This is a genomic window from Actinomyces succiniciruminis (assembly GCF_900002405.1).
GTDB classification, from domain to species: domain Bacteria; phylum Actinomycetota; class Actinomycetes; order Actinomycetales; family Actinomycetaceae; genus Actinomyces; species Actinomyces succiniciruminis.
On record NZ_LK995515.1, the window covers coordinates 1 to 15277 of the forward strand.

The following is a 15277-nucleotide window of genomic DNA, read 5'->3' on the forward strand; positions in this document are numbered from 1 at the left end:
AGAAGCTGCGCCTGGAGAACCTGGCCGAGCGCGCCATGAACGAGCTTGGCCTGGAGCTGGACCCCTTGGTGGAGGAGTTCGGTCCCCACATGCTCGTGCCGGATGCGGAGGCGGAAGCCGCCGCCGAGGCCGCTGCCGACCGGGACGGCGCCGCCGCCGCGCCCGCCGCGCAGGAGAACACCCGGACGGGGCGGTTCGAGCCCGCCGCGCACCCGACCGGTCGGCCCTATGCGCGCGCCGAGCAGGAGAAGCGGCTGGCGCGGGCGAACCGGGACCTGGCGCGGCTGGGTAAGGTCAACCCGCTGGCCCTGGAGGAGCACGCGGCTCTGGAGGAGCGCCACCGCTTCCTGGCCGAGCAGCTCGCCGATCTCAAGCAGTCCCGCGCCGACCTAATGCGCATCGTTGAAGACGTGGACCAGCGCGTGCAGGAGGTGTTCACTCAGGCCTACGCGGACACCGCCCGCGAGTTCGCGATCGTCTTCGACCGGCTCTTCCCCGGCGGAGAGGGGCGCCTGGTGCTCACCGACCCCGATGACATGCTCACCACCGGCATCGACATTGAGGCCCGGCCCGCCGGCAAGAAGGTCAAGCGCCTGTCGCTGCTGTCCGGTGGGGAGCGCTCGCTGGCCGCCGTGGCGCTGCTGGTCGCGATCTTCCGGGCCCGGCCCTCGCCGTTCTACGTCATGGATGAGGTGGAGGCGGCCCTGGATGACACCAACCTGGGGCGGCTGCTGGACATCTTCACCGAGTTGCGCGCCTCCAGTCAGCTGATCATCATCACCCACCAGAAGCGCACCATGGAGATCGCCGACGCCCTGTACGGCATCACCATGCGCGACGGCGTCACTCAGGCGGTTTCCCAGCGGCTCTCATCCGCCGCCCAGTAGCCGGGGCCAGCATGTGGGCGAGCAGTCGGCGCGGGCAACCGTGACCGACTGTGACCAACACGGCGCTGTCCGGTGGGCGACACAGCGCGCCCACCTTGGCGGCATTGTGACAAACGGAAGGCACAATTATGCCCATGGGCTCCATGATCTTCCCCCTCGCCGTCGTCCTCGTCGCCGCCTTGATCGTGCTCGGCCTGGTCGTCGCCGAGCGCTACCCGGTCGCCACCTGGCGCGACCGGCTGCGTGACCTGGCGGGGGTGGCCCGTGAGAAGGAGGAGCCCGTCAAGGTGGTGCCGCAGGACGCCCGCCTTGAGGACCTCATGACCCGGGACGACTCCGCCGTATACGTGGGCACCGAGTCCTTCTCCGGACTCGTGGACGTGGTCGAGAGGGCCATGGACACGGCCGAGTCCAAGGCCGCCGAGGTGCGTCGCAACAAGGACGCCGCCGCGGCCCGCCGCACCCGGGAGACGGCGGCGCAGCACTAGCGCCCCTGCCGGCGCCCGGCGTCGGGCGCACGCACTTGCCGGCCCCCGTAGGCGATCAGGCATGATGGGATCATGGATCCCTTGCTGATCGTCCTCATCGTCGTCGTCGTACTCGCCGTCGCCGGCGGTATCTGGTTCTACGCGGGGCGCAACCGCGGCGGAGAGGTGCCGCCGGAGGTCAGCGCCCACAAGCCCACCAGCGCCGACGACATCCTGCTCGCCCCGCCGCAGGAGCAGGCCCCCGCCGAAGCGGAGACCCCGGCCGGGCCGACGCCGGAGGCGGCCGCGCCCGCCACCCTGGAGCGCCCCGAGTCCATCCCCGGCCGCATGCAGCGCCTGCGCTCGCGCCTGGCCGGCGCCGGCGGATTCGGCCGGGCCATCCTCGCCGTCATGTCCCGTGGAGACCTCACCGAGGCCGACTGGGAGGAGATCGAGGACACCCTGCTCACCTCGGACCTCGGCATCGAGGTCACCACCTCCTTGATGGACGAGCTGCGCACCCAGGCGAAGGTCCTGGACACCTCCGACCCCGCCGCCATCCGGGGGGTGCTGCGCGAAGAACTGCTGAAGCTGGTCGATCCGTCCATGGACCGCTCCCTGAACCTGGCCAAGCCCGCCCCTGCCGCGGGCTGGAACGCCGCCGACGGCGAGCCGGCCGCCGCCGTGCTCATGGTCGGCGTCAACGGCACCGGCAAGACCACCACCTGCGGCAAACTGGCCCGGGTGCTCGTCGCCGATGGCAGGACGGCCGTCATGGGTGCCGCCGACACCTTCCGCGCCGCCGCCGCCGACCAGTTGACCACCTGGGGCGAGCGCGTCGGCGTCGAGGTCGTCCGCTCCGAACGGGAGGGCGCCGACCCCGCCTCCGTCGCCTACGACGCCACCCGCGCGGCCGCCCGCGACGGCGTGGACGTGGTGCTCGTGGACACCGCCGGCCGCCTGCAGAACAAGGCCGGACTCATGGACGAACTCGGCAAGATCAAGCGGGTCATGGAGAAGGTCGCCCCCGTCGGCGAGGTGCTGCTGGTGCTGGACGCCACCACCGGGCAGAACGGCATGCGCCAGGCGCAGGTCTTCTCCGAGGCGGTCGGCATCACCGGCATCGTGCTGACCAAGCTCGATGGCACCGCCAAGGGCGGCATCGTCGTCACCGTGCAGCGGGAGCTGGGTGTGCCCGTCAAGCTCGTCGGGCTCGGCGAGGGCGCGGACGACCTGGCGCCCTTCGACCCCGAGGGCTTCGTAGACGCCCTGCTCGCCTGAAACACTGCTGCAACACCCTGCAAGGCGTTGACATGCGGGCGTCACCGGCGCGTCACCGGCGGCGAACGCGTCCCTGATTGGCTCCCTCCTGTGCGAACCCCTCGCACACTGAAGGGAGAGATCTCATGGTCCTCGACACCGGAGCCACGGCCTGGATGCTGGTGAGCGCCTCGCTCGTGCTGCTCATGACCATTCCCGCGCTCGCGCTCTTCTACGGCGGCATGAGCCGATCCAAGTCGGTCCTGAACATGATGATGATGTCCTTCGGCGGCACCGCCGTCGTCGGCGTCCTGTACATCCTGTACGGCTGGTCCATGTCCTACGGCGGCACCGACATCGCTGGCATACTGGCCAACCCGTTCGACCAACTCGGCCTGCACGGCGCCATCACCGACTCATCCGGCCAGTTCCTGCTCGACGACTACGGCGTGCCCGTGATCGTCGGGGTCGCCTTCCAGATGACCTTCGCGGTGATCACGGTCGCCCTGATCTCCGGCGCCATCGCCGACCGCACCCGCTTCGGCGCCTGGATGACCTTCGTGCCGCTGTGGGTGACCCTGTCCTACTTCCCCATGGCCCACATGGTTTGGGGCGGTGGCGCCCTCTCCGGCGACGGCTGGTTCGCCCCCATCGCCGAGCCCATCGATTTCGCCGGCGGCACCGTGGTCCACATCAACGCCGGCGTCGCCGGCTTCGTCCTGGCGGTGCTGATCGGAAGGCGCCGCGGCTTCGGGCGCATGCCCATGCGGCCGCACAACCTGCCCCTGACCATGCTCGGCGCCGGCCTGCTGTGGATCGGCTGGTTCGGCTTCAACGCCGGCAGCGCCTTCACCGCGGACGGCCTGGCCGGCCTGGCCTGGGTCAACACCTCCGCGGCCACCTGCGCCGCCGTCCTCGGCTGGCTGCTGGTCGAGCGCCTGCGCGATGGACACGCCACCAGCCTGGGGGCGGCCTCCGGTGTCGTCGCGGGCCTGGTCGGCATCACCCCGGCCGCCGGCTCCGTCACTCCCGTGGGCGCGCTGGTGCTCGGCGCGATCTGCGGCGCCCTGTGCGCCATGGCCGTGGGCCTGAAGTACCGCTTCGGCTACGACGACGCGCTCGACGTCGTCGGTGTCCACCTGGTCGGCGGGCTCACGGGCACGGTCCTGGTCGGCTTCCTCTCCGCGGACACCGGGCTGCTGTACGGGCACGGCCCCGCCCAGCTGGTCGTCCAGGTGCTGGTCGCCCTCGTCGCCGTCGGGTTCAGCCTGATGACCACCACCCTGTGCTGGTTCATCGTCTCCCGCACCCCGGGCGGCTGGCGGCTGTCCGCCGACGCGGAGCACCTGGGGGCCGACAAGGCGGAGCACTACGAGTCCGCCTACGAGTCGCTTACCGCCGGCCGCCTGGCCACCGTCGTCGCCCGCCAGGAGCAGCGTCCCGTTACCGCCGCAGCCGAGGAGGCCTGAGCCATGAAACTCGTCACCGCAATCATCCAGCCCTACCGGCTCGACGCCGTCATCTTGGCGCTGGAACTGGCAGGCAGCAGCGGCGTGACCATCTCCGAGGCCCAGGGCGCGGGCAGGCAGAAGGGACACACGGAGGTTTACCGCGGCGCCGAGTACCAGGTGGACTATGTGCCCAAGCTCCGCCTGGAGATCCTCACCACCGATGCGCAGGTAGAAGCCATCATCGGCGCCATCTCCGGCGCTGCCCGCTCCAGCGGTGGTGGTGCGCTCGGCGACGGCAAGATCTGGGCGACCGATGTGGAGGAGGTGGTCCGGGTGCGCACCGGTGAGCGCGGCGAGGCCGCGATCTGACGTCGCCCGGCCATCGCCGTGAGGGCCCGCACGTCCCCTTGGGTGGGACGGCGCGGGCCCTCCCCGCTATCCTGACGTGAAGCGTGCGCCGTGCTCCGGCGTCGGCGCGCACCATCCGATCCTCCAACCACCTGCGCCCCGGCGCCAAGGAAGGACCCCGCGTGTTCGGCAACCTCTCCGACCGGCTCACCGCCTCGTTCAACTCGCTGCGCGGCAAGGGCCGCCTGAGCGAAGCGGACGTGGACGCCACCGTCTCCGAGATCCGCCGCGCCCTCCTCGAGGCCGACGTCGCCCTGCCGGTGGTGCGCTCCTTCACCGCCGCCGTGCGGGAGAAGGCCAAGGACGCCGCCCGCTCGCAGGCCCTGAACCCGGCCCAGCAGGTCGTCCGCATCGTCAATGACGAACTGATCGAGGTGCTCGGTGGCGAATCCCGCGAGCTCAACTGGGCGGACCGCGGCCCCACCGTCATCATGCTCGCCGGTCTGCAGGGCGCCGGCAAGACCACCCTGGCGGGCAAGCTCGGCCGCTGGCTGAAGCAGCAGGGCAAGCGCACCCTGCTGGTCGCCTCCGACCTGCAGCGCCCCAACGCGGTCACCCAGCTGAGCGTGGTGGCCGAGCGCGCCGGCGTGGACGTGTGGGCCCCCGAGCCCGGCAATGGCGTGGGCGACCCGGTGGCGGTGGCCCGCAGCGGCGTCGAACAGGGGCGGGCAAACGGCTACGACGTCGTCGTCATCGACACCGCCGGCCGCCTGGGCGTCGACGCGGAGATGATGGACCAGGCCATCCGCATCCGCGACGCGGTCAGCCCCAACGAGATCTTGTTCGTCCTGGACGCCATGGTCGGTCAGGACGCCGTCAACACCTCCGTCGCCTTCCGCGACGGGGTCGGCTTCACCGGCGTGGTGCTGTCCAAGCTCGACGGCGATGCCCGCGGCGGTGCCGCCCTGTCCGTGCGCGGGGTGACCGGGGCCCCCGTCCTGTTCTCCTCCACCGGCGAGGGCCTGGACGACTTCGAGCGCTTCCACGCCGACCGCATGGCCTCCCGCATCCTGGACATGGGTGACCTGCTCACCCTGATCGAGCAGGCCGAGCGGGCCTTCGACGAGAAGGAGGCGGAGGACGCCGCCGCCAAGCTCGCCTCCGGCACCTTCACCCTGGACGACTTCCTGTCCCAGTTGCGCCAGCTGCGCAAGATGGGGTCGATGAAGAAGCTGCTGGGCATGATGCCCGGCATGGGGCAGATGCGCGAGGCCCTGGAGAACTTCGACGAGCGGGAGGTCGACCGCATCGAGGCGATCGTCTGCTCCATGACCCCCGCCGAGCGCCGGGACCTGTCGATCCTCAACGGCTCGCGCCGCTCCCGCATCGCCAAGGGCTCGGGCACCACCGTGCAGGCCGTCAACGAACTGGTCAGCCGCTTCGAGGCCGCCAAGAAGATGATGGAAGCCATGACGGCCGGCGGCCCCGGTGCTCTGGGCGGTCCCGGCGGCATCCCGGGCATGGGTTCGCTGCCCTCCACCGGCAAGCGGGCCAAGGCCCGGCAGGCTCCCAAGGGCAAGAAGCGCAAGGGAGGCAAGAAGGGGCGCTCCGGCAACCCCGCCAAGGCCGCCCGGCAGGCGCGTGAGGCGGCCGCCGCCCGCGCCCAGAGGGCCGACGGCGCCGTGGAGACCCCCGCGCCCGCCCCGGCCGGCTCCGCCTTCGGGCTGGGACAGCCCGCCGCGGCGGCCCCCAGCTACGGCATCATGCCGGGGCAGGGGGCGGCAACCGCCTCACAGCCCCAGCCGCAGTCGAGTGGCGACGAGGTGGCCGACGCCATGGCCGCCCTGCCGGAGGACCTGCGTCGTCACCTGGGCCTGGGCTGAGCGGCGCTGCCCCGGCGGCGCCGTCCGCCCTGCGTCCGCAGGCGCCCCGCAGCCGCCGACTGGGGTAGCCTCACCCTCGCCCCGCCATCCCCGACGGACGGAAACAACCGTGTCCGCTGCACTCACCGAAGCCCTGTCCAGTTTCGAGGGCTTCGTCTCCGGCAATATTCTGGTCTGGATCCTCCTGGGAACCGGCCTGTACCTGACCGTGCGCACCCGCGCCGTCCAGCTGCGCCTGTTCGTCCGCGCCCTGCGGCTGGTCGCCCACTCCCGCCACCAGCGCGGCTCCCTGTCCAGCTTCCAGGCCTTCGTGATCGGCCTGGGCGGGCGCGTGGGCACCGGCAACATCGCCGGCGTGGCCCTGGCCGTCACCTTCGGCGGGCCGGGCGCCCTGCTGTGGATGTGGGTGGTGGCGATCCTCGGCATGGCCACCAGCTTCGCCGAGTCGACCCTCGCCCAGGTGTTCAAGGTCCGCAACGTCGACGGCATCTTCCGCGGCGGCCCCGCCTACTACATGCAGCGCGGCATCGGCGGTGGCCTGGGCCGCTACATGGGTGTGGCGTTCGCCGTCATGCTGGTGTTCTCCTACGGGCTCATCTTCCCGATGGTGCAGTCCAACACCATCGCCCTGACCCTGCATGAGGCGCACGGCGTGAGCACGCCGGTCACGGCGATCGTGCTCATGGCGCTGACCGCGCCGATCCTCCTGGCCGGCATGCGCGCGGTGGCGAAGGTGACCGAGTGGCTGGTGCCGCTGATGGCCGTGGCCTACCTGGCGGTGGTGTGCGTGGTGATCGTCGTGTCCATTGACCGGGTCCCGGGCGTATTCGCCGACATCTTCGCCGGCGCTTTCAACCTGCGCTCCGGCCTGGCCGGCACCGGCGGCGGGATCTTCGCCACCTTCCTCAACGGGACCAAGCGCGGCCTGTTCTCCAATGAGGCCGGCCAGGGCTCCTCCCCGAATGGCGCCGCCACCGCCGACGTCGCCCACCCGGTCACTCAGGGGCTGATTCAGGCGCTGGGCGTGTGCGTGGACACCCTGCTGATCTGTACCGCCACCGGGCTGACCATCCTGCTTTCCTCCCCTGCCGTCTACACCCCCGGGGTGGAGCCGCAGTGGGCGGAGACCACCCTGGTCCAGCATGCCCTGGCCGACGCCGTCCCCGGCAACTGGGTCCTGTGGTTCATGAGCTTCGTGGTGCTCACCTTCGCTTACTCCTCGGTGCTGGGCTACTCCGCCTTCGCCGAGATCAACGTCAGCTACCTCGGTGGCGGGCAACAGGCCGGCGTTGCTCTGCGTCTGGCCATGACGGTCGCCACCGGGTTGGGTGCGCTGGTCACCCTGGATCTGGCCTGGGTGATGGCGGATGTGGCCCTGGCGCTGATGACGATCCTGAACCTGGTGGCCGTGCTGTGGCTGTCCGGCTGGGTGGTGGCCACGCTGAGGGACTACGACGCCCAGCGGCGCGACGGCGTGGCCGAGCCGGTGTTCATCGCCTCCGGCAACCCGTTGCTGCCCGGTGAGCTCGACGGCGACGTCTGGACCGCCGACCGGGCCATTCTGCGACAGGACAGCCTCCACGAGGAGATCTGAACCGGTCCCGGTGCCGCCGCCGTGCGGGAGACGCCGCCGCGCCGTAAGCGGGACCGCTCGGGTCGGGGGAGTGGCGGACCGCGGCGTGCTCTGTGGGCGATCTCGCACCGAATCCGCGCGGCGCGGGCGTCCCACGGCTGGCATGCGGCGGCGTCGCTCTGGCAGAATGCACGGCTGTACTCGACCGTTCCCGGTCCCTCTCCCGGTGCGATCGCGTCTCGGCCCTAACCGGCCCCCGTTGCTGTAACCCCACCGGGAATCGGCATGGGCCAAACCATCGAGAACCAGGAGTTTTTTCCAAGTGGCAGTCAAGATTCGCCTCAAGCGCCTCGGCAAGAAGTTCGCACCCTTCTACCGGGTGGTCGTCGTCGACTCCCGTAAGAAGCGCGATGGCCGTGTCATCGAGGAGATCGGCGTTTACGACCCGATGCAGGAGCCCTCGCTCATCCGCATCGACTCTGAGCGGGCCCAGTACTGGCTCGGCGTAGGCGCACAGCCCTCCAACGCCGTCTTCAACCTGCTCAAGATCACCGGCGACTATCACACCTTTAAGGGCCTGAAGGGCGTTACGCCCCGCCTGAAGGTCAAGGACGCCGAGGCGGAGGCCGCCGCCAAGCAGGCCGCCGTCAAGGCCGTTGCCGACGACGCCGAGAAGCGCAAGGCCGACGCCGCCGTCAAGCAGGCCGAGGCCCAGGCAGCCGCAGCGGACGAGGAGCCGACCGAGGCCCCCGCCGAGGAGGCCTGACGTGCTTGCCGACGCACTCGAACACCTCGTGCGCGGCATCGTCGACAACCCCGACGACGTCACCGTCACCGCCCGCACGCTGCGCCGCGGCGACCTGTTGGAGGTCCGGGTCAACCCCGACGACCTCGGCCGCGTGATCGGCCGGTCGGGTCGCACCGCCCGTGCCCTGCGCACGGTCGTCGGCGCGCTGGCCGACTCGCCGGTGCGCGTGGACGTCGTGGACACCGACCGCCGCTGACACCGGCGCGAAGTCTCACCTACGCCGCCGCCCGCATCCCACCCCGGGATGCGGGCGGCGGCGTTTTCGACCGTGTCCGCCGATAACTCGATAACTCGGACGTGGGGGATTGGCGTGAGGTCGGGTTATCGGCGTGAACGTGTTGCTTTAGGTCGGGTTGTCGGCGCGGACGTGTGCTTTTGCCCGGCGGCGTGCAGGGGTCGTGTCTTTGCACGACCCTGGGCGACACTGCACGACCCTGGTGCTCCTTCCACGACCCCGGGGAGGTCGTGCAACATGCACCAAGGTCGTGGAACGCGGCCCGAGGTCGTGCAGTATCACCCACCTGCATCAAGCCGGGACCGGCACCCCACACAAACCACGACCAACTGGCACGCACACTCAGCGCTAGCGCCTACTGCGAGCTTGCGGTGGTGACGCGCACGGTGGCGCCTGCGATGGTGACGCGCACGGTAGGTTTGGGCGCGTGCTGCTAACCGTCGCCGTCATCGGCCCCGCCCACGCCCTCAAGGGCGAGGTGCGCCTCGAAATCCGCACCGACGATCCCGAGGGCCGGCTAGCCCCCGGCAGTGTGCTGCCCGTCGATCCCGCCACCGGCCCCGCTGCCGCTGGACACCTGACCGTCTCCCGGCTGCGCTTCGACGGCACCCGCTGGTACGCCGCCTTCGTCGAGGCCCCGGACCGCACCGCCGCCGAGGCCCTGCGCGGGGTGAAGCTGCTGGTGGAGACGGACGCCGAGGAAGCGGAGGACGACGACGCCTGGTACGCCCACGAGCTGATCGGCCTGCGGGCCATCCGGGTGCTGGCGGACGGCAGCACCCAGGAGCTGGGGGAGGTGAGCGGCCTGGAGCCGGGTGTCGCCCAGGACCGCCTGTTGGTGTGTACCCCCGACGGACAGGAGGTGTCCGTCCCCTTCGTCGAGCAACTCGTCCCCGAGATCGACCCCGACGCCGGCACCGTCACCATCGACCCGCCCGGCGGCCTGTTCCCCGGCCTGGGCGAGGCGGAGGAGGCCCGGTGAACCGCTTGGACCAGACCGGGGCCGCCGCGGCGCCGTCCCCGGCGTCCGCCTCCGGGCCCCTGCGCCTGGACGTGGTGACGATCTTCCCCGACTACCTGCGCGTGCTCGACCTGTCCCTGATCGGACGAGCCCACGCCGACGGGCTGCTGGACCTGCGCGTCCACGACCTGCGCGACTGGACCCACGACCGCCACCGCACCGTGGACGACACTCCCATCGGCGGTGGCGCCGGCATGGTGATGAAACCCGACGTGTGGGGCGCCGCCCTCGACAACGTGCTGGCCGCCCCCCTGCCCGCCGCCCCGGCCAGCGCTGAGTGCGCGGAGCCCGCAGAGGCCGCGAGCCTGCCCGCCCCCCGGCGCGTGCTGGTGATCCCCACCCCCTCCGGTGAACTGTTCACCCAGCGCACCGCCGAGAACCTGGCGGGCGCCGACCAGCTCGTCTTCGCCTGCGGCCGCTACGAGGGCATCGACGCCCGCGTGGCCGAGCACTACGCGGCGTCCGGCGTGGAGGTGCATGAGCTCTCCATCGGCGACTACGTGCTCAACGGCGGGGAAGCCGCTGTCCTGGTCATGATCGAGGCCATCGCCCGCCTGCGCCCCGGTGTGCTGGGCAATCCCGAGTCGATAGTGGAGGAGTCCCACACGGGCGCCGGCCTGCTGGAGTACCCCGTCTACACCCGCCCCGTGGCCTGGCGCGGCCTGGACCTCGCCGCCACCGAGCCGGTGCTCCTGTCGGGCGACCACGCCCGCATCGATCGTCATCGGCGTGACCAGGCGGTGTCCCGCACCGCCGTGCGCCGCCCCGACCTGATGGCCCGACTGGACCCGGCCCGCTTGGACGCCGGCGACCGCGCCGCCCTTACCCGCAACGGCTGGGTCGCGCCGGCCGGAGCCGCACACCCGGTGCCGTTGGTGGTGCGTCCCGCGCTGGAAGCGGATCTGCCCGCGCTCGCGGACCTGGCCGCGCGCACCTTCCCCGACGCCTGCCCCAGCTTCCTGACGAGCGAACAGATCGCCGCCCACATTGCCGTGAATCTTTCCCCCCAGCGCCTGGCCACCTGGCTGGCGGACCCGCGCGTGGTCCTGACCGTGGCCGAGCTGCCCGACGGCCTGCCCACGCCCCCCGAGGTCCCCGGCACCTCGCTGCCGCCCGGCGCCTTGGTGGGCTACAGCGCGGTGGTCGCCGAGTCCCTCGACGCCGCCGGCGCACTACCCGCCGGACTCGACCCGCGCCCGCCCTCCGTCGGCGTCCCGACCGGCCCCGACGGCGTCGGCGGGCTGGCTGCGGAACTGTCCAAGGTGTACGTCGACGCCCGCCTGCGCGCCTCCGGCATCGCCCCGACCCTGCTGGCAGAGGCGGTCTGTGATGCCGCCACCATGGGGGTCACCGCGCTGTGGTTGGGTACCAATGACGCCAATCGCCGCGCCCAGAAGGCCTACCGGCGCGCCGGCTTCCGCAAGGTCGGTACGCGCACTTACGAGGTCGGCGGGGAGCGCTGCCGCGACGTCGTCATGGTCCTTAACCCGCAGGAGACGGTCGCGTAGACGGTACTTGGACGCCGGCGGGAGGCGCACCGCGCAGCCGGCGGGCGTGAAATCCGGCACGAAGCGCCGTCGGAGCCCTCTGACGGCGCGGACCCTGTGGCAGACTGGACCGGCCTCGGGCCTCGGACCGCCCCTGCCACTGGGGAGGCGGTCAGGAGTAGGACCCGCTGGCATCCGCATGCGGCACGAGTCGCCCGACCGGCACCCCGGCCGGCGGCGCCGCCTGTTAAACGCTCGCTGACCAGTGGCACGGGCGTGGAGAGAAATCAATGACCAACCTGATCGACGAGATCGACGCCGCCTCCCTGCGCGACGACATCCCCAACTTCCGGGCCGGCGACACCCTGCGGGTGCACGTCAAGGTCGTGGAGGGGTCCCGCAGCCGCATCCAGGTCTTCCAGGGCGTCGTCATCGCCCGCAAGGGATCCGGGGTCTCCGAGACCTTCACCATCCGCAAGGTCTCCTTCGGCGTCGGCGTGGAGCGTACCTTCCCGCTGCACACCCCCACGATCGAGAAGATCGAGGTCGTCACCCGCGGTAACGTGCGCCGCGCCAAGCTGTACTACCTGCGCAACCTGCACGGCAAGGCTGCCAAGATCAAGGAGTACCGCGCCAACTGACGGCCCGGAACACTTCCGAGCCCTGGTGCCCGGGGCCCACGGGTCCCGGGCACCGGCGCATCCACCCGACCCCAGCCCTGAAACCGCCCAGCCACTATTCGAGAGGGAAACGGTGACCGCACCGCAGGAAGACGCCGAAGACCTGCCTGAAGCCGGTACCTCCGCTCCCGCGGCCGCGGATGCCACCGACGGCGCGGACGAGCTGCCCCCCTCCTACGAGCCGGTCCACCGGCCCACCCCATTGGCCGCACCCGAGCGGGCCGAAGCCGAGCCCGCGTCGCGCCGCCGCGGCTCCACCCTGCTGATCGTGCTCGCGGTGCTGGTGGTCGTCGCCCTGGTCAAGACCTTCGTGGTGCAGACCTTCGGCATACCCTCCGGCTCCATGGAGGACACCCTGCTTGAGGGCGACCGGGTGGCCGTGACCATGTACGACGCCGACGACGTCGACCGCGGCGACATCGTGGTATTCACCGACCCGGACAACTGGCTCACCGTCACCGAGCCCACCGGGTTGAGGGGCTTCGTCCAGGACGCACTCATCGTCCTGCACCTGCTGCCCGAGGACTCCGGCCACCACCTGATCAAACGCGTCATCGGCGTGGCCGGGGACCGCATCGTCGCCGACGGCGGGGGGTCGCTGACCATCAACGGCGTCGAGGTCCACGAGCCCTACCTGAAGTCCGGCCGCTCCGCCTCCGACGTCGCCTTCGACGTCACCGTTCCCGACGGCTATGTGTGGGTGATGGGCGACAACCGCGCCAACTCCGCCGACTCCCGCTTCCACCAGGACGACGCCAACGGCGGATTCGTCCCGCTGGACGACGTGGTCGGGGTCGCCAAGGTCGTGCTCTGGCCGCTGTCACGCCTGGAGACCCTCGACGACGGCGGCGCCTTCGACGCCGTTCCCGACGCCGCCATGAGCACCACCGCCGGGACCGGTCCGTGACCCGCGCCCGCATCCTGCCGGACCGCGCCCTGGAGGAGCGGCTGCTGGTCCGCTATCCGCTGGTCGGTGGCATGGACGAGGTCGGCCGGGGCTCCCTGGCCGGACCCGTCAGCGTCGGCCTGGCCGTCGTCTCCCGGGCCACGCCTGCTGCCTTCCCCTCGGGTCTGGCCGACTCCAAGCAGCTCACGCCCCGCCGTCGGGAGGCGCTCGTGGAGCCCTGCCGCGCCTGGGTGGTTGACCACGCCGTCGGTCACGCCGCGCCTGCGGAGATCGACGCCCTCGGCATCATCGGCGCACTGCGACTGGCCGGGCAGCGGGCCCTGGCCGAGGTCGCCGTACGCGGTCACCTGCCCGGCGCCATCATCCTGGACGGCACCATGAACTGGCTGCGCCCGCCCACCGGCCCTGTCCCAGCCGACGCGGCCGAGCAGACCACGGTGCCGGCTGCGGTGGCACCGGTGGGGCAGGCCGCGTCCGTTGCAGTAGCGCCCGCCGCGCGGCCCATCCCGTCCGTGTACACCTCCGTCAAGGCGGATGCTCACTGCGCGGTGGTGGCCGCCGCATCCGTTCTGGCCAAGGTGGAGCGCGACGCGCTCATGACCGCTCTGCCCGACCCCGGCTACGACTGGGTCCGCAACAAGGGCTACACCTCGCCGGCCCACATCGAGGGCCTGGCCCGCCTGGGCGCCAGCGATCAGCACCGCCGCTCCTGGCACCTGCCCGGACTGGATCGCTTCACGGCCCGGGCCGCCGGGGCCGACCCCGCGCCGCTGCGCGCCAGCGCCCCGGTACAGGCGCCGACCCGGACCGTGGCTGTGGCCGACGCGCCCGCGGGACCTGCTGCCGGAAGGGACGCCCATTGGGCATGATGGACGGGTGAGTGCTGAAGATCTGGAGTCGTATGAGAACGACTTGGAGCTCGACCTGTACCGCGAGTACCGCGATGTCATCTCCCTGTTCTCCTATGTCGTCGAGACGGAGCGCCGCTTCTACCTGGCCAACGCCGTGGACGTGCAGGTGCGCACCAACGGCGGCGAGGTGTTCTTCGAGCTGACCCTCGAGGACGCCTGGGTGTGGGACATCTACCGGGCCAGCCGATTCGTGAAGTCCGTGCACGTGGTCACCTTCAAGGACGTCAATGTCGAGGAGCTGACCAAGCCGGAAATGGACATCCCCTCCTGACCGGCCGCCGGCCCTGAAATGACCGCGCGGAGGATTCACCAGATCCCACAGGCATCGTTCGTGCACCCCTAATCCACAGAGATCAAATCGCGCGCTGGCCCCGCCACGCCCCCACGGGCACGCTGGTGGTGGAGGTCAAGCCCATGCAACCAGCACCAACCACTACGCCGACCGACCCGCGTCGGCTCATCGGTCAGCGCGGCGAAGCCATCGCGGCCCGCTATCTGAGCGACTCTGGCTGGCGCATCCTGGACCGCAACTGGCGGCCCGGTCCCGGCCTGCGCGGCGAGGTGGACATCGTCGCCCTGCAACCACACCCCGACGGCCTCGGCACGCTGGTGATCGTGGAGGTCAAGACCCGCACCTCCGCCGTCGCCGGGCCGCCGGCGGAGGCCGTCGACGCGCGTAAGCTAGCCCGCCTGCGTGCTCTGGCCGCTGCGTGGGCGGCCACCCACCCGGTGCCGCACGCGGGGCTGCGCCTCGACGTCGTCTCCGTTCAGTTGCGTGCCGGTCGTCCCGCCCTGCTGCGCCACCACCGGGGAGTGGGGGTTTGAAATGGGCCTGGCACGCACCCTTGCCGTCACCCTGACCGGACTGGCCGGACACCTGGTGGACGTGGAGGCCCACTCCGCTCACGGGCTGCCCGGATTCACCCTCGTCGGCCTTCCGGACGCGGCCATACGCGAGTCGCGCGAGCGCGTCCGGGCCGCCCTGTCCACCTGCGGGGTCACCTGGGGCGAGCACCGGCTGACCGTCAATCTCTCTCCGGCCGACCTGCCCAAGACCGGGACCGGCTTCGACCTGGCCCTGGCGCTCGCGGTCCTGGGCGCCCGCGGCCAGCTGCCGGCTCGTGCCGTCGCCCACATGGCCCGCACCGTCTACATCGGGGAACTCGGCCTGGATGGCTCCATCCACCCGGTCCGCGGCATCCTGCCCGCCGTGCGCGCCGCCGCCGACGCCGGCGTGACCGAGGTGGTGGTGGCCTCCGGCGCGGGCCGGGAGGCGGCCCTGGTGCCGGGCGTGGACGTGATCGCCGTCAGTCACATCGGCGAGTTGCTGGAGCGCTACGGCGGGAAGCTGCCCGGTCG

At 71.4% G+C, this 15277-nt stretch carries 17 protein-coding genes; all 17 read left to right on the forward strand.

All coding sequences use genetic code 11. The annotated features are described in order from the left end of the window. Positions 1-887, forward strand: an 887-nt coding sequence (locus tag BN1056_RS08805; protein ID WP_210580463.1) for an AAA family ATPase, incomplete at its 5' end; no start/stop codon positions are given. Positions 888-1021: 134 nt separating this feature from the next. Continuing rightward, on the forward strand, positions 1022-1375 hold the full coding sequence (locus BN1056_RS08810; protein ID WP_210580464.1) for a hypothetical protein: 354 nt from the start codon (positions 1022-1024) through the stop codon (positions 1373-1375). Positions 1376-1447: 72 nt separating this feature from the next. Continuing rightward, positions 1448-2635, forward strand: coding sequence for a signal recognition particle-docking protein FtsY (ftsY, locus tag BN1056_RS08815; RefSeq protein ID WP_210580466.1), 1188 nt, complete (start codon positions 1448-1450; stop codon positions 2633-2635). 125 nt (positions 2636-2760) lie between these two features. Continuing rightward, the gene (locus tag BN1056_RS08820; protein ID WP_210580467.1) at positions 2761-4083 is read left to right on the forward strand and encodes an ammonium transporter; all 1323 of its coding nucleotides are present in this window, start codon (positions 2761-2763) and stop codon (positions 4081-4083) included. Between the two features lie 3 nt (positions 4084-4086). Next, positions 4087-4434: a P-II family nitrogen regulator gene (locus BN1056_RS08825; protein WP_210580468.1), complete on the forward strand. Its 348-nt coding sequence runs from the start codon at positions 4087-4089 to the stop codon at positions 4432-4434. A 161-nt stretch (positions 4435-4595) separates the two neighbouring features. Continuing rightward, positions 4596-6296 carry a signal recognition particle protein gene (gene ffh / locus BN1056_RS08830; RefSeq protein ID WP_210580519.1) on the forward strand — a complete coding sequence of 567 codons (1701 nt, stop codon included), beginning with the start codon at positions 4596-4598 and terminating at the stop codon, positions 6294-6296. A gap of 109 nt (positions 6297-6405) precedes the next feature. After that, the gene (locus BN1056_RS08835; RefSeq protein ID WP_210580469.1) at positions 6406-7890 is read left to right on the forward strand and encodes an alanine/glycine:cation symporter family protein; all 1485 of its coding nucleotides are present in this window, start codon (positions 6406-6408) and stop codon (positions 7888-7890) included. Positions 7891-8191: 301 nt separating this feature from the next. After that, on the forward strand, positions 8192-8635 hold the full coding sequence (gene rpsP / locus BN1056_RS08840; protein WP_210580470.1) for a 30S ribosomal protein S16: 444 nt from the start codon (positions 8192-8194) through the stop codon (positions 8633-8635). Between the two features lies 1 nt (position 8636). After that, positions 8637-8873 carry an RNA-binding protein gene (locus BN1056_RS08845; RefSeq protein WP_108967793.1) on the forward strand — a complete coding sequence of 79 codons (237 nt, stop codon included), beginning with the start codon at positions 8637-8639 and terminating at the stop codon, positions 8871-8873. A gap of 466 nt (positions 8874-9339) precedes the next feature. After that, on the forward strand, positions 9340-9894 hold the full coding sequence (gene rimM, locus BN1056_RS08850) for a ribosome maturation factor RimM (protein WP_210580471.1): 555 nt from the start codon (positions 9340-9342) through the stop codon (positions 9892-9894). A 59-nt stretch (positions 9895-9953) separates the two neighbouring features. Then, positions 9954-11441 (forward strand): tRNA (guanosine(37)-N1)-methyltransferase TrmD, encoded by a 1488-nt coding sequence (gene trmD, locus BN1056_RS08855; protein WP_210580520.1) that lies wholly within the window; start codon positions 9954-9956, stop codon positions 11439-11441. 269 nt (positions 11442-11710) lie between these two features. Then, positions 11711-12061 (forward strand): 50S ribosomal protein L19, encoded by a 351-nt coding sequence (gene rplS / locus BN1056_RS08860; protein WP_073332903.1) that lies wholly within the window; start codon positions 11711-11713, stop codon positions 12059-12061. A 112-nt stretch (positions 12062-12173) separates the two neighbouring features. Then, on the forward strand, positions 12174-13007 hold the full coding sequence (lepB, locus tag BN1056_RS08865) for a signal peptidase I (RefSeq protein WP_210580472.1): 834 nt from the start codon (positions 12174-12176) through the stop codon (positions 13005-13007). Then, entirely contained in the window at positions 13004-13876 is an 873-nt protein-coding gene (locus BN1056_RS08870; protein ID WP_425306117.1) for a ribonuclease HII, read from the forward strand. Before lepB ends, BN1056_RS08870 begins: the two co-directional genes overlap by 4 nt. A 7-nt stretch (positions 13877-13883) precedes the next feature. Beyond that, on the forward strand, positions 13884-14189 hold the full coding sequence (locus BN1056_RS08875; RefSeq protein ID WP_073332911.1) for a DUF2469 domain-containing protein: 306 nt from the start codon (positions 13884-13886) through the stop codon (positions 14187-14189). Between the two features lie 143 nt (positions 14190-14332). Next, the gene (locus tag BN1056_RS08880; RefSeq protein ID WP_210580473.1) at positions 14333-14743 is read left to right on the forward strand and encodes a YraN family protein; all 411 of its coding nucleotides are present in this window, start codon (positions 14333-14335) and stop codon (positions 14741-14743) included. A 1-nt stretch (position 14744) separates the two neighbouring features. Then, the coding region (locus BN1056_RS14735) for a magnesium chelatase domain-containing protein (protein ID WP_280516456.1) at positions 14745-15277 on the forward strand (533 nt) is incomplete at its 3' end.